Below are 24,115 nucleotides of genomic sequence, written 5' to 3'. Positions count from 1 at the left end.
TCTACAAGTGGCTGAGCGTATTAATCAATACAAAAGATTTAACGTTAGATTGTGTCGCTGACTTTTATGCAGCAACATGGTTGAATGATTTTCCACAAGGCACAACGTGGCATGCCAGTGGTTTAGATGACGGCGCAGAACAATTCTACGCCGTGATTGAATTTCGCGGTTATCGTTTAAGCTTTGACGTGGCTGAAACTACAGTGCTTCAGCTGCAACCGCCGCAGATTTTTCAAAGCGTTGACGATAAATTAAAGCAGTAAATACGCTGACCAAGCACACCACCCAAATGTAGTACATTGCGCCAATATTGCTATACAGGCTTAACCATTGCACCACTGGCAAGGTTAAACCGCCAGCAATGGCATACGCCAGATTATAAGAAAAAGAAATCCCTGAAAAACGAATATGAGCAGGGAACATTTTCACTAAGGCATAAGACACCATGCCCACCGTACCCGAAGCCAAACCTAGCAGCATATACAGCATAAAAATCATATTTGCACTGGCATGACCTAAACTTTGATAGAAAATACCGGCAATACTGGCGACAAAAATTGCGCCGACCAACAATACTCGGCCAGCACCAAAACGATCTGCCAAAATACCAGCAGCAACACAGCCTATCATTTGCATAACAATCGCTAAACTTTGCAAACTAAAGGCTTGGCTACGGCTATAACCAAAATGGGTGGTGAGTAAATGAGGCATGGTTAAAATCAGCACCACTACACAAGCGGTTAAAAACCAAGTCATTAACATACCAATGCCGACAGCAGTTTTATGGGTGGCCAATACTTGTTTGACTGGCAATTCTTTGGCCAATTGTTTTTTGGCTTGCATGGCTTGAAATACTGGGGTTTCTTTTAAATAGCTGCGTAAATACATGGCCAATAAACCAAATACTCCACCGACAATAAAGGGAATACGCCATGCCCAATCATAAATTTGGCTTTCGCTAAATTGCAGCGCAATCCATAACGACATTAATGCACCCAGTAAAATTCCTAAAGACAAACTGGCGGTTAAAATGCCATTGGCAAAACCAACTTTAGACGCAGGTACATGCTCTGACACAAAAGTCCAAGCCGCAGGAATTTCCCCGCCAATGGCAATGCCTTGTACCACACGCATGAGCAATAATAACAGCGGTGCTGCATAGCCAATACTTTCAAAAGTTGGCATGATTCCAATCATAAGCGTTGGTAAGGCCATAAGTAAAATAGATAAACTAAATAATTTTTTACGCCCCAGCAGATCACCACAATGGGCCATCACGACACCGCCTAAAGGACGGAAAAAATAACCTGCGGCAAAAATACCATAGGTATTGAGCATGGCCCAAAATGGGCTTAAGCCGTTGGGGAAAAACAACTCAGAAATAATCTTGGCGTAAAATACATAAATGACAAAGTCATAAAACTCTAAAGCGCCCCCTAAAGAGGATAAGCCAAGGGTGCGACGATCTTTTGCGTCCATGCAGATTCTCTAGCGATCATAGTGTTTGGCATCATGCTGGATTATTTTTTAGACGACAACTGTTTTTTTATGAGCTCGTCAATTGCCAAGCCACTTGATTACGGCCCAATTTTTTGGCTTGATACAGCAATAAATCAGCATCATGTAAAGCTGTGTCAAAATCATCGGTATGCTCAAAACAACACACGCCAATGCTGATACTCGTCTGAATGTGCTGTTCGGCAACAGATAAAGGCTGATGATAAATCATGCTGCGTAGGCGTTCTGCGGTATGTAAAGCAGCCTCATTAGGAGCAGCCAAAATCACTAAAAATTCTTCACCGCCTAAACGAATAATACGGTCGCTATGACGTAAGGTCATACGCATAATGTGACTAACATGCTGTAAAGTCAAATCACCTACCGCATGACCATATTGATCATTAATTTTTTTAAAATGATCTAAATCACACAATAATAGTGCATAGGGGGCAGGCGGCAGCTCCCGAAAGAGCTTATTGGGGTCATGCAGCGCACGGCGATTTAACAGACCTGTTAATGGATCAATATTACGTTCATATTTTAAGGCTCGCATGGAGTCATGTACTGCGCAGCCAGCCAATAATGAGAAAATCGCCATGCTAAAAAATAAAATAGTAAATTGTGTGCTGGACCAAAATAAGGGCAGGTAATTGCTCAACAAAGCGGTGGATGACATTAAGACTAAAAATATGATCTGTATACTTAAAACCACCAAGAGGACGATCATCACCATTTTTAACCAATGATCCAGCCAATTGCGTGACTGTGCGTGAACAAGTTCTTTTATGTTATTGGCGAAGATTAGAGTTGTTGCGATTGCTATGGCGATTAAACGGTATTGTAGGCTGTAATGTATGTAGTTGAAATATAAAAATATTGGGGTTGAAAGTACAATAATAATGCCAATAAAGGACCAACGAATGTTGATCTGAAAGCGCAGATAAATACTGTGCGTCATGAGAGCAATCATCAACAAAAACCAAGTACATAACCAAGGTAAAACGTGAATCATTTGGTGAGGAATAGCGATTGCTTGTGCGATTTGTAACAGCCCTGCCATAATAATCACACAGGCAAAATAACGCACATAAGCCACAATATACTTACGCTGTCCTAGCCATAAAATTACACCACCTAAACAGAGTAAAAAGCTGGGAATAATAAAACTAAAGACCGATAATTGCGACGCAAGCATTATAAAGATAGAGGCAATAGAAAGCTTGTGGAGTATAGCAACAAAAAGTGTAGAAAATACGAAGCTTCAAATAAAGCATTGTCAATGGACTTAAATGGGTAAAGCCCCAATGACCAAACCGCTTATGTCATAAAATTGTAAGCCTCATATGGCAGTGCTTGGCACAAGCAAACCCAACGTTTATGTTAAAAGTAAAGCCATCATGGTCTCTTAATATGCAAACGCCAGTTCCTGATTATTTAACCCATGTGTTAAGCCAATGTGCAGCCAACAGTCAAGGCGCTTTGGCGGACTATATTCCAGAGTTAGCACAAGCCAATTCCAAACATCTGGCTTTGGCATTGTCGACGGTCGATGGCACCATTTATGCAAGTGGTGATGATACGGTGGAATTTACCATTCAGTCCATGTCTAAACCTTTTGCTTATGCTTTGGCGCTACAAGAATTAGGCTTAAATGCAGTATTAGATAAAGTTGATGTAGAGCCTTCTGGTGAGGCATTTAATCAAATTTCTTTAGATCCTGTGACCAAACGCCCTAAAAATCCAATGATTAACTCTGGCGCTATTACGACCCATGCTTTGATACCGATCCAACAAGGTGAACAACGCGCTGAAAAACTACGCCAATTCTTAAGTCGCTTGGCAGGGCGTGAATTATGCTTTGATCTTAAGGTGTATGAATCAGAAATTCAGAGCGCTTTTCGTAATTTATCTATTGGTTATATGCTGCGTACTGTTGGGGTATTGGCACAAGACCCACTAGAAATAGTATACGGCTATATTAAACAATGTGCGATTTTGGTGACTGTCAAAGACTTAGCACGTATGAGCAGTGTGCTGGCCAATGGCGGGATTGAACCCCTGACAGGCGAACGATTACTCGATGGCGCCGTAGTACGCCAAGTGTTAAGTGTGATGCTGAGCTGTGGTATGTATGACTCAGCAGGCGATTGGCTGAGTAGTGTGGGTATTCCGGCCAAAAGTGGTGTTGCCGGGGGGATTTTTGGGGTATTGCCTGGACAAGTAGGAATTGCAGTATTTTCCCCAAAGATTGATACACATGGTAATAGTGTGCGTGGGGTGAAAATCTTTGAGCGTTTATCCAATGATATGGGGTTGCATCTCATGCAGGGTACACCATCGGCACAAACGATCTTACAAAGCCGTTATGTACTTGAGCAATATCAAGATGTGATCGTGTATGAACTACGTGGTGTACTGCAATTTACTGAATCTGAAATGTTATTACGGCGTTTGCAAAATGAACCTGCAGGCAACTCGACGATTCTTTTAGACCTGACCAATTTAACTTTGGTGCACAATGTGGGTGCAAGGATGTTGTTTGAAGGTGTTAAACGTTTACACGCAGATGGGCATACTGTAAAAGTGGTGGATTCGGAAAATATTTTGAGCGAAGCTCAGCTTAAAGGGCATAAGCGAGAAGTGGTGAATGAAGCATTAGAAAAGTATTTAGCGAAGTTTCATTCATAAACTCCCCCTTTGGTAAAGGGGGAGTTTGCTAGGATTGAATCTTACTTAATGTGTTCAGCAATATCGCTAAAGATTACGCCTAAACCATGCGCACCAGCATCTGGATAACCTAGACTACGATCCCCGACGGTTCCTGCACGGCCCATACGCGCCACAATCTCTTTGGTTGATTCTGCACCGGCCACAGCAGCTTGTGCACCTAACACAAAATTTTCTTTAAATGATTTGTCTGTATTTGCTGACCAAGAATCAGCACAAGGCACTAAGGCATCAATTAGGGTTTTATCCCCAACAACAGCACCCCGCCCAAATGAACGTTCGCCTGTGGTTTGAATCCCTTGAACTGCCGCTTGTAGCATCTCTGCAAAATCTGCCACGTTTAATGTAACTTTGCCTTTTACTGCTTTACTTGCAGCGCGGAAAGCAGAACCCCAAATTGGTCCTGATGCACCGCCACAGTGCTGCATAATAATCATCGAGCAGTTTTGTAAGAAGTCATCCATATTTTCGGCTTGTACCAGTTCATGCCACTGACGTTTAAGTTGTTTAAAACCTTTTGCCACGCTCATGCCAAAGTCACCATCACCGGCATGCGCATCAAGCTCGCAGAATGGCACTTCATTTTTAATAATGCAGGCCGCCATGACATCCACCACATAACGCAGATTTTCAATACTGAATTGCTCATTGCTAATCACGGCATGTTCGGCTTGCGTTTCCACTTGAGTATTTACAGTGCTTTTTGCTTTTGTATCTTGTTGTGCAAATGCTAAAGGCTGTGCTTTTGAACCATCCATTTTAAAGGCAGGGGTATTCGCTTCTGCATCTAAATAGTCTTTCAGCTCATCATCTAATGCCAACAACGATACCGATGCACCATTCATGTCGATGCTGGTCATGTAGTTGCCCACAAAAGTACGGTAAATTTTGATGCCTTTACGTACAAGGTGTTCACACACATCGTTATTAAATACATACAGTTCTTGCATTGGCGTTGAACCAAAGCCATTGACCAAAACAGCCACTTCACTTAGCTCAGGACGGTCAAGGAATAAGTCATCGACAATGCGCTGTGCGAGTTCTTTGGATGGTAATATTTTTTCACGACGGATGCCCGGTTCGCCGTGAATACCCACTCCGTATTCCATTTCATCATCGGCAAGGGTGAAGGTTGGGGTGCCTTTAGCAGGAACAGTACATGAGCTATAGGCAAAGCCTAAACTGGTCACGCTATCTGCTGCTTTTTGCGCGACGGCTTTAACTTGGTCAAGTTCTAAACCTTTTGATGCTGCTGCACCTGCAATTTTATGTACAAAGATCGTTCCTGCAACGCCACGACGACCCACTGTATAGAGGCTGTCTTTGACTGCAATATCATCAGCCACTTTGACATAATCGACTTTAATACCATCTTCAGTGGCTAAAGCTGCACCATTCTGGAAATTCATCATATCGCCAGAATAGTTTTTGATAATCATCAACACGCCTTTATCTGTTGCGACGTGTTGTAAGGCTGTATAGACCTGAATTTGCGATGGAGATGCAAAGACATCACCACATACGGCAGCGTCTAACATGCCTTGACCCACAAAGCCTGCATGTGCAGGTTCGTGACCGCTACCACCGCCACTGATCAGCGCAACGTTATTATGCTTTTGTTTTTTTGAAATGATTTTGTGTGACTCGGTAAATTCAAGTTCTGGGTGCGCAAGGACAAAGCCTTTGCACATTTCCACAACCAAGTTTTCTGGGTTGTTGATGAGTTTTTTCATGCAATGATGCCTGTATCTTTATTGGGGAGAGTTCTAAAGTGCTTATTATTATAGAAATGGCATCACTTTGCTGACTGAAATATGTAAAAACGGATGACTTGGGTGTGATGGGTTAGAAAAGGGGCGGTTTTTGATGTGTATATTGATGACAAGAATCCCCCTAAATCCCCCTTTTGCAAAGGGGGACTTATTCTCAAATTTAATGGAGGTATTGGATTCATGACGTCCCTCTCTTTTCCCTTGCACCATATATGGCTCTGGGCTAGGGGAGATTAAAAATAAAAGAGAATAAAAATGAAGCCCTACAATAAAAACTTAAAACAAGCCTCACGTGTTTTACGCAATAACATGACTGATGCTGAAAAGCTGTTATGGTCACGACTTCGCAATAAGCAAATTTTAGGTTTGCAGTTTTATCGCCAGAAACCTTTATTAAATTAACCCGAATCATGGATAAGCCTAGTTTCACATCATTGTAAATTGAGGCTTATTCTGATGGCAGATTTGATAAGCACAGAGTGATGCATAAATCCCAGCGAAATAACCTGAAATGGAACGATGGCGACTGCTTACTAGGTTGTATTGTTGCTTCAATAAGCTAAAGATCGTCTCTATTTTATTGCGTTGTCTCAGCATAAGCTCATCCTCTAATGAGAGTTCTAATGGTCGCATGTTCTTGCGATGATACGTAATCAATTCAACACCTTGCGCTCCTAGCTTATCTTTTAAAATCTCACTGATGTAGCCACGATCTCCAAAGATCTTACCGATGTATCCTTGAGCGAGCTTCGGAAGAATCTTGATATCTGAAGTATGACCATTCGAGAGTTGGGTCCGAATAAATTGCCCCTGAGCATCCACCAGTACATGCAATTTGCATCCATAGAACCAACCCATTGAGCTTTTACCTCGTGTGGCAATTTGTTTTAAAGATTTATGACGTTGAATACGCTGATTTTTACATACGGGTAGAGTTGTAGAGTCAACCCAAGCATACTTTGTTTGAGTCTTAGAAGTTAAAGAAATATGCAATGCCTGAAGTGCGAGTTGATGTTGGTTGATCAAATAAACGATCCGCTGATAGGACGGTAAACCTTTAAAAAGTTTGGAGTAAAAGCGCTTTATCATTCCATAAAAGGCTTTGAAATGATGAGGTTGAGAGTTTTTATACCAAACTGCGATAAAGATAATTTCAGATAAGCATAGAACACCTGATCGCTGTCTGACTTTAGGATTTTCTTGTTTTAGATATTGCCAATAGATGGCTTCATTTTTCTGAAAAAAATCATCAATTGTGCAGAATAAAGTTGTAAACTCGAACATAGGATGGCTGGTTGAATGGTTTGTGTCGTAACTCACTTATCAACTCAGTCATCTTTTTTTTCAACTGCATTTCTTATCCATGATTCGGGTTAAATTACATTGTGGATTTTTACTGTCCTGCTGCAAATTTATTGATTGAGTGCGATGGTAGTCAGCATTTTACGGAAGAAAGGGGAGGCATAAATCAAATATGAGGTGGCATCTTAGCTTGCTGTTATTAGCATGTAATAGAGGTTGGTTAACTATTTATAGTAGAATTGACTAATATTATTCATTGGCATTTTATAATAAGGTCTAAAGGGTATTTCAAAATATCCATATAGTGCAGAGGGCGTATGAAAACCAGTACACAAGAAACAAAGTCAATCGAAGATATTGTAAAGTTAATAGATAATAAAAAATTAGTATTACCTGAGTTTCAGCGTGATTTTAAGTGGCCATTAGAGAAAACAGAAACGCTTTTCGACTCAATACTAAAGGATTTATTTATAGGTTCACTCATTGTATCTAAACCTGATTTTGATCTTGCATGTCGTGACTTTGATCTAAGAGAGCGTGGAAAAAGAGAAAGAAAGCCAAGATCTAGACAATATACTAAAGATGAATTTGATCAAGAAAATATTTATACACTATTAGATGGTCAGCAACGAGTCACTTCTATTTATAGAGCTATGAAAGGCATGGATAGAGTTTATGTCACATTTAAAGATAGTGAATTGTTGAGAAATTCTGATATATGGGATGATAGTGCAAAAAAAATAAAAAAAGGTGTTGAAATATCATTTGATCAATATATTGATGGTGTTACATCTGTAAAGCCAGTAGATAAGACTTTTTATATATGTTTAGGGGATATTTATAATAACATTGATGAGATGCAGGATGAATTTCAAGAAGCTGTAATAGATCCAATTATAGATACTATCGGTATTAATTTTGACCAAGAGGTAAAGAAGATTTATAAAGTATTTGGAATTAAATTTTGGAATGATTTTAAAACAGATGTTTTTAAAAAAACGAATTTGATTTCAGTTCAATTGCTAAATATGGATTTAGAAAAATTTTGCTTATATTTTGAAAGAAGTAACTCACAAGGTTTAAACTTATCATTTACAGATATTATAACGGCTAAAATTTATTTGACTTTTAACTTGCGAAGTGCTCTCAAAAAACTAGAAGAAGAACAATATTTTCAGGAAAATTTAGTAGATCCATTGGTTCGTTATATTAATTTTAAAGTTAATGGTGATGTAACAAAAAAATCAATATTAAAAGAATTGAATGGTGAGGCCTTTACTGATAATTGGGATGTAACAGTAAAAGATGTAATTCATGTCCAAAAATGGTTGGAAGATAATCATTGGGTTTTTAAAGTTGAAAATATACCGTATAAAACCATGTTGTTGCCATTGTTGAGTTTTATTCAAAACCTTAAAAATAAAGACTTTTCTCAGGCTAGCAATCAACAAATTGAGCTTTTGAAATTTTGGTTTTACGCCTCGATCTATGATAATAGATATGGCGGAGCTAGACATGGTTCTACAAATGTTGTACTAAAAAAAGATTGTGAAGTTTTACGTGATTTAGCAAAAGGCATAGTTATTCCCACTGAATATTGGAATAATTTTAAAATTGAATTTAGTTATGATGAGTTTCTAAATATTGATGCAAATAATAATACAAAATTTTTAACTGTAAATTATCTTATGTGGAATTTAAATAAATTTAAGAATTTGGAAAATAATGCAAATATTTCTATTTCGGAAAAAATTGATGTGCATCATATTTATCCGGTTAAATATATTGATAAAAATTTTGCAGAAAATTCTTTTGAAGATGAGCGAGTTGATACGGTGCTTAATAAAATTAGAATTAATAAGATTTCTAATATTAAAATTAAGGATAAGTCACCTAGTACATATATGAATGAATTGATACTGCATAATTCTATTGAGGATGGTAACGGTGGATATACCGAAGAAAGTATAGAGAATGCTAAAAACCAACTTATAAGTAGTTTAGAGACTCATTGCATTCCATTTAGTGAAAGTCTAATTAGTAAAAATGATGAGCCAAAGTTTGAAGATTTTTTAAAAGCTAGATATCAACTTTTTGAAAAATATTTGAAATCTTTACAAGATGCACATCTCAATATAAAAACTGGCAGAAGTGTGATTTGGTCTTAAAAAAATCCCCTCGCTCGAGGGGATTTTTCTTTTCTAAATTATCGTGACTCTTAAACCACTGAGTCATCCAAATTTGGCGCTAACCAACGCTTTGCTTCATCCAAGGTCCAACCTTTACGCTTCGCATAATCTTCTAACTGATCGCCAGAAATTTTACCTACGTTAAAGTATTCGGTTTCAGGGTTTGCGTAGTAGAAACCGCTGACAGATGAAGGTGGCCACATCGCAAAGCTAGAAGTCAGGTAAGTACCCATCTTCTCAGTTGAACCCAACCAGTCAAACAATGGCGCTTTTTCAGAGTGTTCAGGACAAGCAGGGTAGCCCGGTGCAGGACGAATACCCACATACTTCTCTTTAATCAAATCTTCATTGCTTAACTGTTCATCGGCTTGGTAGCCCCAGAACTCTTTACGAATACGCTCATGTAAATGCTCAGCAAAGGCTTCAGCAAAACGGTCACCCAAGGCTTGAACCATAATCGCGTTATAGTCATCACCTTTGGCTTTGTATTCTTGTGAAAGTTCTTCTGCACCAAAGATCGAAACCGTGAAACCACCCAAGTAATCTTGAATTGCCACAGGCTCAGCTACATTTTCATTTCGCTCTTGCGCTTGGGCAAAACATTGTTTTGCATATCCAAGCTCAGGTGCAACAAAGTCAGCTAAAGAATAGTTCGCTTTACCTGTCACTTTGTCAGATTGCTGACGAAGATGCTCGAAGGTATGGGTGACATTACCATTTTCATCAGTTACCGCAACCGTATCTGCTGCCACACGGTTCGCAGGGTAAATGCTGAATGTTGCACGGGCATCAAAGCGTTTATTTTCGATAATGTCTTTGAGCATTTCTTGCGCTTGCGCATACAAGTCACGCGCTGCTTCGCCCACCACTTCATCTTCAAGGATTTTTGGGAATTTGCCCGCCAAGCTCCACGAAATAAAGAATGGTGTCCAGTCGAAGTATTCAACCAAAGTTTCTAAAGAATAGTTGGTGAATGTTTGCGAACCAATGAAGTTCGGTTTTACAGGTGCATTCTTGTCGAAATCAACTTTGAAATTGTTTTCTACCGATTCCGCATAAGACAACTTCGCCGCTTTCGGTTGCTTATTGGCAAGACGTGTACGGATTTTTTCATAATCCGCAGCATAGTCGGCTGCCAATTGCGGTTTCATATCAGCAGATAAAAGCTGGGTTGCAACACCCACAGCACGAGATGCATCAGCGGTGTAGTACACGCCATCATTTTGATATTGCGGTGCAATTTTTACAGCGGTATGCGCTTTAGAGGTTGTCGCACCACCAATCATCAGTGGAATGTTAAAGCCTTTACGTTGCATTTCTTTAGCAACAAAGACCATTTCATCCAATGACGGTGTGATCAAGCCTGATAAACCGATGATGTCAACTTTCTCATCAATGGCTGTTTGTAGAATCTTCTCACACGGTACCATCACGCCAAGGTCTACGATGTCATAACCATTACAACCAAGTACCACACCCACGATGTTTTTACCAATGTCGTGAACGTCGCCTTTTACTGTTGCAAGTAAGATTTTACCTTTGGCTTCAGCTTGAGTTTTTTCAGCTTCAATGAACGGGTTTAACCAAGCCACAGCTTGTTTCATCACACGCGCAGATTTCACCACTTGCGGTAAGAACATTTTACCTGCACCAAAGAGGTCACCGACCACGTTCATACCAGCCATTAACGGGCCTTCAATTACATCTAAAGGGCGCGCTGATTTTAAACGTGCTTCTTCGGTATCTTCATCAATATAGGTGGTAATGCCTTTTACTAGGGCATATTCAAGACGTTTTTCAACGGACTCGTTACGCCATTCAAGGTTTTCTTCAGCTTTTTGCGCACCAGCTTGACCACGGTATTTTTCAGCAACTTCTAATAGTTTTTCAGTGGCTTCTTGACCGCTTGCCCCTTGGTTACGGTTTAATACCACATCTTCAACGGCTTCTTTCAGTTCAGCATCAATGTCATCATAAATCGCAAGCTGACCTGCGTTGACGATCCCCATGGTTAAGCCTTGTTGAATACCGTGATACAAGAACACCGCATGGATCGCTTCACGCACAGGTTCGTTTCCACGGAAAGAGAACGATACGTTTGAAATACCACCTGAAACCATGGCATTTGGTAGATTTTGTTTAATCCAACCCGTAGCTTCAATGAAGTCCACGCCATAGTTGTTGTGTTCTTCGATCCCTGTTGCTACCGCGAATACGTTCGGGTCAAAGATAATATCTTCAGAAGGGAAACCCACTTCGTTGACAAGGACATCATAAGAACGCTTACAGATTTCTTTCTTACGCTGTGCTGTATCTGCCTGACCATTTTCGTCAAATGCCATGACAATGACTGCTGCACCATACTGACGGCAGAGGCGAGCACGTTCTACAAATTCGTCATAACCTTCTTTTAAGGAAATTGAGTTAACAACTGCCTTACCTTGTACACATTTTAAACCTGCTTCAATGATCTCCCATTTAGAAGAATCAAGCATGATTGGCACACGAGAAATATCAGGTTCAGAGGCAATCAGATTTAAGAAATGCACCATCGCCGATTGCGAATCGAGCATTCCTTCATCCATGTTGATGTCGATGATCTGTGCGCCTGCTTCAACTTGTTGACGGGCAACATCTAAAGCTTCGGTAAAGTTTTCTTCTTTAATTAAGCGTAAGAATTTTTTAGAACCCGTCACGTTGGTACGTTCACCCACGTTCACGAACAATGAGTCTTTGGTGATGTTAAATGGTTCTAAACCACTTAAACGACATGCAGGTTCAATTTCAGGCACTTGACGTGGGGCAATGCCTGCAACTGCTTGTGCAATGGCACGGATATGATCAGGCGTGGTACCACAACAACCACCTGTGATGTTGATTAAGCCACTTTCCGCAAATTCTTTAATAAATGCCGCAGTTTCTTCAGGGGTTTCATCATAACCACCAAAAGCATTGGGTAAACCTGCGTTTGGATGTGCTGACACAAATGTATCGGCAACGTCAGAAACCGTTTTTACGTGTGGACGCATCGCATCAGCACCAAGCGCACAGTTAAAACCGATAGAAATTGGCTCTGCATGGCGCATCGAGTTCCAGAACGCTTCAGCCGTTTGACCTGTGAGTGTACGACCTGAAGCGTCGGTAATCGTACCTGAAATCATAATTGGCAGTTCATAGCCGATTTCTTTAAATACTTCTTTTACCGCAAAGATCGCAGCTTTAGCATTTAACGTATCAAATACCGTTTCAATCAAGATGATATCAACGCCACCTGCAATTAAGGCTTTGGTTGATTCGATGTAGTTTTCTTTTAACGCGTCAAAAGTAATATTACGGAATGCAGGATCATTTACGTTTGGCGAGATTGATGTTGTACGAGATGTTGGCCCAAGTACACCTGCCACAAAACGTGGTTTTTCAGGCGTTGAATATTTGGCACACGCTTCTTTTGCCAAACGTGCCGCTGCAATATTGATTTCAGCAACCAAATCTTCCATGTGGTAGTCAGACATTGAAACGCGGGTACCGTTAAAGGTATTGGTTTCAATGATATCTGCACCTGCTTCTAAATAAGCTTCATGGATGCCTTGAATAATCTGTGGCTGAGTTAAAACTAAAAGGTCGTTGTTGCCTTTTAAGTCAGATGCCCAATCGGCGAAGCGTTCACCACGGTAGTCGGCTTCTTCGAGTTTGTGACGTTGAATCATGGTGCCCATTGCACCATCAATAATCAGGATGCGCTTGGCAAGAAGCTCTTTTAAGGTGGCGAGTGTGGACATACAAAACCCCAATCCGATGGAATAGAAAATCGACAATATAGTAGCAGAATTCATCAGAAATTGAGCAGTATTCAAATTAAGCAGTTGAATTGCTATACAGAAATCGTCAAGAAATGAATTTTTTTCATGTTGTTGTCATATTTGCTTGTTAGATTGCTATTCCAGCAAATACGCTTGGCCGTTTTAGCGCAGTAATTTTAGAAACAAAAAAAGGAATGAGCATGTTTAGGCTTCAATTTTAACCGTTTGTCGATAATTTATACGACATGCAGTAAAACTCGACAATCGTAGTCAAAATAGCCTGCGAGTGGAGTCGCTTTGTCATATAATTGTCACAATTTAATTGAACAATACGGGGATCCTTGAATCCTCTATTCCTGCTTGCATGAATTCTAATCAAACTCCCCAAGATTCAGCATCATCTTTGCCCGATCAACCGAGCAATGTACATGCGCCTACACCGAAATTCTTTATGCCGGTGTTTTTGACTCTGATTGTTTCTACGCTAATTTATATTGGCTTTCAACTGTCTGCAGATTTAGCTCATGTTCCGGCATTGGGTTTATATACGGTGATTTTATTGGCCAGCGCCTTGTTTATTGCGTTGGGCTTTGAGTTCGTCAATGGTTTTCATGACACAGCCAACGCGGTAGCAACCGTTATTTATACCAACGCTTTACCCGCACCTGTGGCGGTGATGTGGGCGGGTTTCTGTAATTTCTTAGGGGTAATGGTTGCCAGTGGCGCCGTGGCTTACGGAATTATTGCTTTATTGCCAGTCGAACTGATTATGAATGTCGGTTCTGGAGCAGGCTTTGCCATGGTTTTTGCCATGTTGATTGCCGCAATTTTATGGAACTTAGGCACATGGTTCTTAGGTATTCCAGCATCAAGTTCGCACACCTTAATTGGTTCGATCTTGGGTGTGGGCATCATGAACTACATCTTGCATTCAAGTAGTGGTGCTTCAGGTGTAGACATGGAGCAGGTGATGAAAGTGGGTAAAGCCCTGTTATTCTCACCTTTAATTGGTTTTGCTTTTGCTGCTGTGTTGTTCTTATTGGTAAAAAAAATCTTTAAGAAACAAATGGAATTATTCCAACCGCCTGTGGGGAATAAGCCACCGCCACCTTTAATTCGTGCTATTTTGATCTTTACCTGTACGGGTGTAAGTTTTGCCCACGGTTCAAATGATGGTCAAAAAGGTATGGGTTTAATCATGCTGATTTTGATTGGCTGTGTACCTCTCGCTTATTCACTCAACAAAAATGTCGATAGTCAGCACATGCAATCTTTTGGTCAATTGTCTGCACAAACAGCAGCAGTGATTTATCCAAATCATGAAGATATTGCAGATGAAAAAGCGCGTGCCATCATTACGCAGTATGTACAAAGCAAAGAAATCACGCCAGACGTCGTGCCTGCGCTTGCAAGCTTAACCGATCATTTGGGTGAAAAAGTTGGTGCCTATCAAAATATTAAAGATGTACCTGAAGCATTAGTTTCTGAGTTACGTAATGATATGTACTTAAGCACCACAGCATTTAAACGTCTTGATAAAGCAGAAGCTTTACCAGCGATGAGTACAGCACAACAAAACACGGTGGATGAATATCGTGACAACCTAGATTCATTCTTACAATACATCCCAACTTGGGTAAAAGTTGCGGTTGCTTTGGCATTGGGTCTAGGAACCATGGTCGGCTGGAAGCGTATTGTCGTGACTGTCGGTGAGCGTATTGGTAAAAACCATATGACTTATGGCCAAGGGATGTCGGCTGAATTAGTTGCCATGTCAACGATTGCAGCAGCAGATGGTTTTGGTATGCCTGTATCAACCACGCATGTTTTAAACTCTGCGGTGGCAGGTACCATGGTCGCCAATAAATCAGGTTTAAACTTTAATACCATTAAAACCATTCTTTCTGCATGGATCTTTACTTTACCTGCAACCATCTGTTTATCAGGCGTGTTGTACTGGTTGTTGCTTAAAGTCTTTTAAATCAGAAATATAAAAAAACGCAGCTTTGGCTGCGTTTTTTTATGGCTACAACAAAGATTTAAAGCTGCTCTATTTATGAAATTTAGATAAGAGTTGAGAGGGTAATTTGTCTTTAGCCATACCGTAGACAGCTGCAAAGGGGAGGGCAGTACGGGCTAAATACGCCACACGCCATAAGCCGCCATGATGAGCACCTGACATCATGAGTTCTAAAGGATGTTTAAGCTTGGTTGTCGGCTGCGCCACAGAATCTAGGTTACGTAAATCATGTACCCAAAGGGCTGCCATTAACGCATTGGTGGTTTCTGGAGAAAATGCTTCTACATCAAATAATTGAGCACCATCAAATGCAGCTTTGAGTAATGGATTTTTTACCACTGAATGCGTGGTGGTAGAGGGTGCAATGTTAATACTCACCACTTGTCCTTGTGCGCGGGCTAAGGTGGCACGCCATTGTTGTAAGCGTTTAGCTAAAGCATAGTTTGGCCCTTGCTCAATCACCAAACAGTCGCTAATGCCATATTGTTGGCCGTTGTCTGAGCTGAACAGACGATGATCATTGGCTTTAAAAAGATACTGACGACTGATGAAAGCCAGTGCCTTGCTGAGTTGGCTATGGATTTTAGAACGCTGTTGATATTTGCTTTGGGATGCAGCAATCACTTCAGGCGGCACGGCATAGACATCTGTGGGTGTACACATAAACATTAAGCTGGTATTGGGCTTTTGTGCACTCACTTCGCTCATGATGCTATCCATGGCAATCGACACTCGCACATGCTTTTCACCATCTAAATAGGCAATTGCAGCTAAATCCAGTGAGTTTGGCTGTTGCACTAGCCATTTAATAATCTCTGGAATTTCACTGAGTAAATTGGCACCTAAATGCGCAGCTAATTTGGGATCATCGGCTTGAATTGCCTGATGACTTGGCGCATATAAAGTTGCATTACCAGCCTGTACCGTATTTAAAATACGTTGCCAGACTTTAGGGGTAGGTAAATCCAGCGCCACGATATTGGCTTTCCATTTACATAGCCATGTTAATGGGCCTGCTTCAGAACCCGCACCAAACAGCACCATGGTACGATCCGATAAATCAAACCATTCTGGATGGGCAACACACAGGCGCATGGCATCGGCATGACTTGGCTCAACAATGCCAGCAGCTTGCCAAGCATCGAGCTGTTTTAATAGCGCATCGCCTTGTAATTTTTGACCTTGATAAGGCACGTACCATTCAGGCGCAGCATGACTTTGCCCTTTTATAGTAACGGTATGTAGACTCTGTGCATTTAGCTTAATGGCATCTTTAAGAGAATAACGTTCACCATAGCGATAAAAATCAACACTGCTACGTGCTTTTTGTAAGCCGTGTTCGGCAATTTTTAAGGTGTGTTCAGCATTTAAAATGCCTGCTTTAACTAAGGCTTTAAAATACTGCGGATAATGCTTACGCCAATTTTTTTCTGCTAAGACCGCTTGAGCGGCTTTGTTATCCACTAAGGATAAGGCTTCGGCAATAATGTCTTTGCCGACTTGTGTACTGCTTGGTTTTTGGGTTTTTTCATCAATTGGAAATTGTAAACCATCTAAGGGATGCGACATAAAAATCTCGTTATATTCAATTCTATATAGATTATATTAGCTAGACCTATGGTTATGTGGGCTGGCATTTTCAATCAGATTGTAGAGAAAAATGTGGACTTTCGCGATGGAAAAACCCAGATCTAGTGCATAATTTTTTTAAGTATGGGTATCAACAAAAAAGTGATTAAGCCGCTTGACCTAATCACTTGAATTTATTTGATTAAAATAATTTATAAAAATGGAATTTGACTAAGCTTTCTTAAGAAATGTCCAATTAAACGCGGTTCAATAATAATGGTCATAATGATGCCGTAAGCGGCGCCCCATAAATGCGCACTATGATTGACATTAGAATTGCCACGTTTACCTGACCAAATGCTATAAGCCACATACAGCACAGCAAAAATAATCGCAGGTACAGGAATAAAGAACACAAAGATCAATTTCCATGGCTCAAATAAAATATAGGCAAATAACACCGCAGATACCGCACCAGAAGCGCCAAGGCTGGCCCAGCGATGGTCATTTTTATGCTGTAAATAACTCGGAATAATGGCGGCAATCAGCCCGCCTAAATAAAACAGCACAAAGCCTAAATCAAAGACATACTGGCGATAAAACTGTTCAATGATCGAACCAAAGAAAAACAGCGTGATCATGTTAAATAACAGATGTGCGCCATCAGCATGAATAAAGCCGTGGGTAATAAAACGGTCATACTGGCCGCGTTGCATAGCAGGGGGCCAAAAAATCAGACGATTCATCAAATTTTGATTTGAAAACGCCAAAAGCGAGATCAGCACCGTAATTAAAATTAAGGTGACGGTATGATTAAAAGGTAAATCCAACATAGAGTGCAGCGCTACCAAGACGATTTAAATAACATCATGCCATTAAAACAGCAATTTGCCGTAATATAGACAATAAATCCGACAATTTTGGTTGATTTTTTTTAATTACCCCGCATCTTCAGTTAAAATGAACGCTTCAGCTTGAGGAAAGATTGTTATGTCGACTGAGAACAGCAGCACAGTAGCCGCAGAAGAAATTCCAAATTTATTAATTACGCCTTCTGCACAAGAGTACCTTCGTGATTTATTGGCAAAACAAAACACGCCGGGTATTGGTGTGCGCGTTTTTGTTGAGCATCCAGGAACACCGCGTGCTGAATGTTGTATGGCATATAGCGCACCAGATGAAGTGGTTGCAACAGACTATGTGCAACAGTATCCAGATTTTCCAGCTTATGTGGATTCCCCATCAATCCCTTATTTATTAGATGCGGTGATTGACTACAACAAAGACCGTTTTGGTGGTCAATTAACTTTCCGTGCACCAAACTCTAAAGTGCCACGCGTAGGGCCAGATGCATCGGTCGAAGAGCGTATTACTTACGTTTTACAATCAGAAATTAACCCAGGTTTAGCAGGTCACGGTGGTAACTGTGCACTGGTGGAAGTGGTTGAAGATGCTGAACATGGCTTAACTGCAGTACTTAAATTTGGTGGTGGTTGCCAAGGTTGTTCGGCAATTGATATCACTTTAAAGCAAGGTGTTGAAGTGACTTTAAAACAACACGTCCCTGAGCTTGCTCGTGTGATTGACCAAACGGATCACACGCAGTCAGAAGGCGCTTATATGAAATAAGCTTTGCTAGTCAATCAATAGCTCCATCATTGGAGCTATTTTTTTTGCTTAAAATTTAAAGGCTAATGATAATAATTATCAAAACCAATTTACAAATGATTCTTGTTTGTTACAATGCGCAACAAATTAAACATTATCTCTTCATAGAATTCTGAGTAAAGCGCACATGAACCAGCCGTTAATACAATCAACTTTGGCTTTTGCCGTACTTTCAGCCATGGGTGTTGTGGCAAACGCACAAGAAACAGCAGCAAAGCAACCTGTAGAATTAGATACCATTGTTGTGACCACAGCAGGTGGTTATGAACAAAACATTGCAGATGCTGCTGCGACGATTTCAGTGATTACTGCAGAAGAATTAGAAAAAAAATCTTATAGTGATGTCACAGATGCATTAAAAAATGTACCTGGTGTGTTTGTACAAGGTGGCGGGACTAACCAAACTATTTCCATTCGTGGTATGGGTTCATCTTACACACTGTTTTTAATTGATGGTAAGCCCATGAATGATGGGAGTTTGCTGACCACCAATGGTGGGGTGCAAGGTGCATCGGTGAATTTTTTACCGCCAATCGAAGCGATTGAACGTATTGAAGTGATTCGTGGGCCATCTTCATCTTTATATGGTTCAGATGCCATGGGTGGTGTGATCAATATTATTACCAAAAAGCATCAAGACAAAATGACAGCCAGTATTCGTACTGAATACATCAAAGCCGCTTCGTCTAATCAAGTGAATAATGATGCCACCAATACTAGTGTGTATGTCACAGCACCCCTCGTTGCGAATTTATTGTCGATGCAGGTGACAGGCGGTGTACAGACCATTGAAGAGAGTTCACTTCAACGTACAACCACTGAATCTGGTGAAAGCGAGCCTGATTTTAATAAAAAAAATATTGCAGCAAAATTGATTTATACCCCAAACAGCAACAATACGTTAACGGCTGAAATCTCAAATACGCAGCAGCAACGTACCCATAACCCAGGCATTAGTTTGTTGCCAACAGCATCACGTACCTATTCAGAATTAGAAAAAAATAACATCAGCTTAAATCACGAAGCAAAATACGATAAATGGGTCAGCAGCTCCTACTTACAATTCGACCAAGATGAAAATAACTCAATTACTGGGCGTACAATTGATAAAATACAAAATCCAGGGGGGATTTTATTTGAAACCCTTACTGCCAATACCCAAGGGACGTATTTCTTTGATGAGCATGCCCTAACGCTTGGTGGACGTTACCTAGAAGAAAACTTAGAAGATGGTGCGACCAACCAACAAGCAAATATGGCAGGTAAAGTAACGAAAATGGATCGCTACCAGTGGTCATTATTTGCAGAAGACACTTGGAATGTGACCGACAAATTGGCATTAACATTCAGCGGTCGTTATGACGAAAATGAGTTCTTTGGTGATAACTTTAGCCCTAAAGCCTATGCAGTATATAAAGCCAATGATAATTTTACCGTGAAAGGTGGAGTGATTTCGGGCTATAAGGCACCAAGCTTACGTAGCTCATCCCCACAATATATGCTCAATTCCATGGGTGGGGCAATTATGCCAAATCCAGACTTAAAACCTGAAACCAGCTTAACCTATGAAACTGGCTTTGCCTTTGAAAATCGTGATTTAGGTCTATTGGCCAGCTTAATGGTCTATCAAACTGAATTTAATGACAAAATTACGCGTTCGTCACGTGTTGCGGGCAGTCGTTTGCCAACAGAGGCTGAAGGCGGTAAACCATCATATACTCAAGACGAAATTGATGACTTTGTTGCTAACAGTGAGTTCTATCAAGATAACCCGAGTTTCCCATATAGTGCTACAGGTTATACCTATAATTATAATGTGGATGAAGCACAAATCCGCGGACTTGAACTGACCACAGATTACTTTATTACAGACTATTTGAAATATCGCCATTCATATACCTATACCAACAGTGAGCAAAAAACCGGTGCTAACAAAGGTAAACCACTGAATGATCTACCTAAACATATGTTTAATGCAGGACTGGATTGGGATGTGAATGATCAATGGTTACTTTGGACACAGCTCAACTATCGCGGTAAAACAGTGGGCGATAATGCCACACCTGACTATACCTTTGTTGACCTTGGTGCAGTGTATAAATACAGCGATAAGCTGAAACTTTCGATAGGTATTTACAACGTGCAAAATAAAAACGTGTTGGAAGATGGGAATGACTGGGTGTTAGATGGTCGTCGTTTTAGCTTTGCAGTAAATCTAAGCTTCTAATTAAAAGTGCTAAATATGGGGCATGTTGCCCCATAGGTATGCCTGAAACGCTTAGTTTGAGAATGAATCATGCAAAAACAAAATGGTTATGTGATTGATACCCTCTATCCGAGTTTCTTTTATAAAGAAATGACCCCGTTATGGTTAAGTACAGTGGTCAAATTTTTAGGCTTTGTTGCACCTCAAGCAGAGCAAAATTTTAGCTACTTAGAATTGGCCTGTGCCACAGGCAGCAATTTACTTCTGTGCGCAGCGAATTATCCTCAAGCAAAATTTGTTGGTATTGATTTTAATCCACTGCATATTGCACAGGCCAAAAGCAAGGCAAAGCAATTAGGCTTAAGCAATGTGGAGTTTATACACTGTGACTTTGCAGAATTTTTAGCAACTCAGCAGCAGCAGTTTGATTTTATTGTCAATCATGGCACTTATGCTTGGGTTGCAGCCGAACAACAGCAGAATATTTTAGCCATTGTGCATCAGTTCCTAAAGCAACAGGGCATCTTTTATCTGCACTATATGTGTTATCCAGGATCTGCTGCGCTGCACTCGATTCAAAAGCTCTTACATGTGGTTGCTGAAAATAGCATAGAGCATCATTTGCAGATTGCTAGAAAATTGTGTGGTGATTTATATCAAGCTGGTGCTTTTGTCAATCAGCCTAAAATTGAAGCGGCATTGCAGAGTTTGGCACAAAGTGATGCCTATTTGGAACATGAGTTTTTAACCGATCATTGGCAGCCTTTGTATAGTGTGGATGTACATCAACAAGTCTATCAGCAGGCAGGACTAAACTATGTAGGCAGTGCGCATCCTTGTGAAAACTTAGACAGTATTAGTATTCCAGCCAAAATGCAGCCCCTGTTGCAACAGACGCAAGCCCCAGCACTCAAAGAATATTTAAAAGACTTAGCGCGTGATGCCAAGCAGCGTGTTGATATTTTTCAGAAAAATCCGTGTGCATTGAGCCCACAACAACATGTACAACATTTAAATGAGTTGCAATTTAAACTGCTCGCCAGTGCCCCGTTGCAGGGGCTCAGTCATTTTCAGACCCCAATTGGTCAGATTCAAGCACCGCAAGCACTCATTGGGCAAATGTTTGCACAATTACAGCACAAACACTGTAGTTTTCAGGACTTTTTAAGCTTGGCTGAGTTTGCACAGCAGCCCATATTTTTAATGGAAACCTTATTTTTGCTGATGCAAGCAGGCTACATTCATCCTGTACTTGATTTAAAAACATCAGTACAAGCCGAGCAAGTGTCGCAAATAAATCAATATTTAACACAATGGGGTATTGCATGGCAGTTACTACCCGAATGCGGCACGGCAGTTTGATTGAATATGCGATAAAAAATCCCTGCTGAAACAGGGATTTTTGCTTAAAGGTTTAACAATTTTTGCGTATGCTCGGCATAATAAAACTCACGTAATACTAAACGGCTGCGTTCACGTAAATAACCTGAGTCAATCATCTTGCCAATGATAAGTTGCAATAAAGCCGTTAGTTCGTTGCTGACTAAGGCTTGGTCAATATTTAAATCACGCAATAACATATCTAAACTGTGCTGTTGATTGCGGCTATACCATGCATATAACCCATCATGTAACTGCTGTTTGAGATAGTCAGTTTGTCGTATGTGATCCCAAATCTCATGTCCTAAAGCCACAGTCTTGGGTAAATCTTGTACTTCTATATAGTCACGTAACACTGTTAAAGGCTTAGTTTTGATTTTATGCCACAGACCTGCTTGAAAATGATACAGCTTATCATCATCAAAATGTTGATTGAGCACGCTTTCACTCATTTGACTGAGTTTTAAAATATTACGCTGTAGATACTGCTGGATGGTGTTATCTAGGTCTTGGTCGGTTACAGTTTCTAGCACCGAACGTCCCATTTTCATAAATTGCGATACGCCCGGCATATTTTTCACCATCGAATTATCTAAATAATCCTGAATGGCATGTTGAATCAATTGACTCAGCATGGCAGAAAAGGCTTGGTTATTTACCACAGTTTTAATGAGACGTTGGCGATGACTACGTTTGCTCGCCACATATTGTGCAAGTTGATCCACAGTAAGTACCGAAATGACGTCTTGAATTTGGGTCTTTTCGTTGCTCGGATGAATTAAAAAGAAACGAATATGCTCGGCAATTTGACTGACCAATTGGCTAGAGGCAGGGGTATTTAAAAGTTGTTGTTGCAGGAGCTGATGAAGCGCTTCAAATGACCAAAGGTCAGCCAAAGTCTGTTTTCTAAACCATTGATAAAAGCCTAAAAATTGCTGTTCTATAGTGCTGCTTTGCGCAAAATGCTGGTCTAAAAAATCAAGCTGAGCATCAATCAATTGCTCAAGCAAAGGATGGGTGTACATACCGTCTCTACAACCAATTTAAATTGGGCTAAGAATGACAGTACCAAGCGTACCTTTCAATGCTTTTGGCATAGATCAAGCAACTAATTTATATATTTTAGGCAAAACCAATCTAATGAAAAAACGCTAATTTTAACATTAAAAAGTCGTTTTAAATTAAATAAAACTTTAAATTTTAAACGATTAATTTTAATTTTAATTTTTTGTAACAGATTATATAAAAATTAAACAGCTAATCATTTTTGCAAGTGACATTCAAAATTCATGCGTTTACACTAAACGCAACGTCAACATTGGTGGTAGAAAATGCTTACAGCAGAAGAAGCTTTAGAACGCTTAAAAAAAGGAAATCAGCGTTTTGTAAATGGTGAAACCAACCATCAAAAATTACTTACTCACCAACAACGTGCTGAAATGGCAGAAAGCCAAGAGCCATTTGCGATTGTATTGGGATGTTCAGACTCCCGTGTTCCAGCTGAAATGGTATTTGACCAAGGTTTAGGTGACTTGTTTGTGATTCGAGTGGCAGGTAACATCGTCGCGCCGTCGCAAGTGGGTAGCGTAGAATTTGCAGCAGACAGTTTTGGTTGTCCTTTAGTGGTGGTACTCGGTCATAGTCATTGTGGTGCGATTCATTCCACCATTGAAGCACTGCAAAATCCATCACAACCGCCTTCTGCTAATTTGATGTCAATTGTCAACCGTGTACGTCCATCTGTTGAAATTTTGATGCAAACAGAACTTAAAGATGATTTAGATAAATTATCGCATCATGCTGTACGTGCCAATGTTTTTGGTTCAGTCAATCAATTGCGTCATGGCTCTGCGGTGATTGAAAGTTTAATTTTAAAAGGTAAATTAAAAGTTGTAGGTGCAGAATATTCACTCGAAACAGGTGAAGTGACGTTCTACGATTTCTAAAGCACTTGATACTTTGAATCGTTTAAAGCAAAAGCC

Annotated in this window: 16 protein-coding genes and 2 pseudogenes; 10 read left to right on the top strand and 8 right to left on the bottom strand. The window is 40.3% G+C overall.

The window, feature by feature from the left end:
* The first annotated feature begins 11 nt into the window (after positions 1 to 11).
* A complete protein-coding gene (locus tag CYK47_RS04410; protein WP_353653405.1) occupies positions 12 to 263 on the top strand; it encodes a hypothetical protein in 252 nt (83 codons plus the stop codon).
* On the opposite strand, the gene CYK47_RS04405 is transcribed toward CYK47_RS04410, so the two are convergent.
* Positions 199 to 1,479 carry an MFS transporter gene (locus tag CYK47_RS04405; protein ID WP_122899300.1) on the bottom strand — a complete coding sequence of 427 codons (1,281 nt, stop codon included), beginning with the start codon at positions 1,477 to 1,479 and terminating at the stop codon, positions 199 to 201. The two genes, CYK47_RS04410 and CYK47_RS04405, sit on opposite strands and share 65 nt — an antisense overlap.
* A gap of 67 nt (positions 1,480 to 1,546) precedes the next feature.
* On the bottom strand, positions 1,547 to 2,695 hold the full coding sequence (locus tag CYK47_RS04400; RefSeq protein WP_122899298.1) for a GGDEF domain-containing protein: 1,149 nt from the start codon (positions 2,693 to 2,695) through the stop codon (positions 1,547 to 1,549).
* Between the two features lie 215 nt (positions 2,696 to 2,910).
* Between CYK47_RS04400 and CYK47_RS04395 the strand changes: the two genes are divergently transcribed.
* Positions 2,911 to 4,188: a glutaminase gene (locus CYK47_RS04395; protein WP_122899296.1), complete on the top strand. Its 1,278-nt coding sequence runs from the start codon at positions 2,911 to 2,913 to the stop codon at positions 4,186 to 4,188.
* A gap of 41 nt (positions 4,189 to 4,229) precedes the next feature.
* On the opposite strand, the gene dhaK is transcribed toward CYK47_RS04395, so the two are convergent.
* Complete coding sequence (gene dhaK, locus CYK47_RS04390) at positions 4,230 to 5,960, bottom strand: dihydroxyacetone kinase subunit DhaK (protein ID WP_122899293.1); 1,731 nt, start codon at positions 5,958 to 5,960, stop codon at positions 4,230 to 4,232.
* A 294-nt stretch (positions 5,961 to 6,254) separates the two neighbouring features.
* Here dhaK and CYK47_RS04385 point away from each other — a divergent pair.
* Positions 6,255 to 6,398: pseudogene (locus CYK47_RS04385) on the top strand (DUF559 domain-containing protein); the annotation flags it as partial.
* 27 nt (positions 6,399 to 6,425) lie between these two features.
* Here CYK47_RS04385 and CYK47_RS04380 read toward each other — a convergent pair.
* Complete coding sequence (locus CYK47_RS04380) at positions 6,426 to 7,283, bottom strand: IS982 family transposase (RefSeq protein WP_122899291.1); 858 nt, start codon at positions 7,281 to 7,283, stop codon at positions 6,426 to 6,428.
* An 89-nt stretch (positions 7,284 to 7,372) separates the two neighbouring features.
* Here CYK47_RS04380 and CYK47_RS04375 point away from each other — a divergent pair.
* A pseudogene (locus tag CYK47_RS04375) lies at positions 7,373 to 7,453 on the top strand (DUF559 domain-containing protein); the annotation flags it as partial.
* 165 nt (positions 7,454 to 7,618) lie between these two features.
* The gene (locus CYK47_RS04370; RefSeq protein WP_122899289.1) at positions 7,619 to 9,469 is read left to right on the top strand and encodes a DUF262 domain-containing protein; all 1,851 of its coding nucleotides are present in this window, start codon (positions 7,619 to 7,621) and stop codon (positions 9,467 to 9,469) included.
* A gap of 50 nt (positions 9,470 to 9,519) precedes the next feature.
* Here the strand turns inward: CYK47_RS04370 and metH are convergent, their stop codons facing one another.
* Positions 9,520 to 13,269 (bottom strand): methionine synthase, encoded by a 3,750-nt coding sequence (gene metH, locus CYK47_RS04365; protein ID WP_122899288.1) that lies wholly within the window; start codon positions 13,267 to 13,269, stop codon positions 9,520 to 9,522.
* Positions 13,270 to 13,654: 385 nt separating this feature from the next.
* Here metH and CYK47_RS04360 point away from each other — a divergent pair, with 385 nt between their 5' ends.
* Complete coding sequence (locus tag CYK47_RS04360) at positions 13,655 to 15,271, top strand: inorganic phosphate transporter (protein WP_122899286.1); 1,617 nt, start codon at positions 13,655 to 13,657, stop codon at positions 15,269 to 15,271.
* Between the two features lie 69 nt (positions 15,272 to 15,340).
* Here CYK47_RS04360 and CYK47_RS04355 read toward each other — a convergent pair whose 3' ends face one another.
* Together CYK47_RS04355 and CYK47_RS04350 are read right to left on the bottom strand one after the other, a co-directional pair.
* Complete coding sequence (locus CYK47_RS04355) at positions 15,341 to 16,879, bottom strand: hypothetical protein (protein ID WP_122899284.1); 1,539 nt, start codon at positions 16,877 to 16,879, stop codon at positions 15,341 to 15,343.
* Between the two features lie 212 nt (positions 16,880 to 17,091).
* On the bottom strand, positions 17,092 to 17,712 hold the full coding sequence (locus CYK47_RS04350) for a rhomboid family intramembrane serine protease (RefSeq protein WP_122899282.1): 621 nt from the start codon (positions 17,710 to 17,712) through the stop codon (positions 17,092 to 17,094).
* A 157-nt stretch (positions 17,713 to 17,869) separates the two neighbouring features.
* On the opposite strand from CYK47_RS04350, the gene nfuA reads away from it, so the two are divergent.
* From nfuA to CYK47_RS04335, 3 genes are all read left to right on the top strand, one after another.
* Positions 17,870 to 18,508, top strand: coding sequence for a Fe-S biogenesis protein NfuA (gene nfuA, locus CYK47_RS04345; RefSeq protein WP_122899281.1), 639 nt, complete (start codon positions 17,870 to 17,872; stop codon positions 18,506 to 18,508).
* Between the two features lie 166 nt (positions 18,509 to 18,674).
* Complete coding sequence (locus tag CYK47_RS04340; protein WP_252150245.1) at positions 18,675 to 20,774, top strand: TonB-dependent receptor domain-containing protein; 2,100 nt, start codon at positions 18,675 to 18,677, stop codon at positions 20,772 to 20,774.
* A gap of 69 nt (positions 20,775 to 20,843) precedes the next feature.
* Complete coding sequence (locus CYK47_RS04335; protein WP_122899279.1) at positions 20,844 to 22,115, top strand: class I SAM-dependent methyltransferase; 1,272 nt, start codon at positions 20,844 to 20,846, stop codon at positions 22,113 to 22,115.
* A 44-nt stretch (positions 22,116 to 22,159) separates the two neighbouring features.
* On the opposite strand, the gene CYK47_RS04330 is transcribed toward CYK47_RS04335, so the two are convergent.
* Positions 22,160 to 23,158, bottom strand: coding sequence for a hypothetical protein (locus CYK47_RS04330; RefSeq protein WP_122899277.1), 999 nt, complete (start codon positions 23,156 to 23,158; stop codon positions 22,160 to 22,162).
* A gap of 306 nt (positions 23,159 to 23,464) precedes the next feature.
* Here CYK47_RS04330 and CYK47_RS04325 point away from each other — a divergent pair, with 306 nt between their 5' ends.
* Entirely contained in the window at positions 23,465 to 24,079 is a 615-nt protein-coding gene (locus CYK47_RS04325; protein WP_122899275.1) for a carbonic anhydrase, read from the top strand.
* The last annotated feature ends 36 nt before the right edge of the window (positions 24,080 to 24,115 follow it).

The sequence above is a fragment of the Acinetobacter sp. B51(2017) genome (assembly GCF_003711395.1).
Classification (GTDB): domain Bacteria; phylum Pseudomonadota; class Gammaproteobacteria; order Pseudomonadales; family Moraxellaceae; genus Acinetobacter.
The sequence above is the reverse complement of the archived record's forward strand: the minus strand, read 5'-3'. Positions and strand labels throughout refer to the sequence as shown.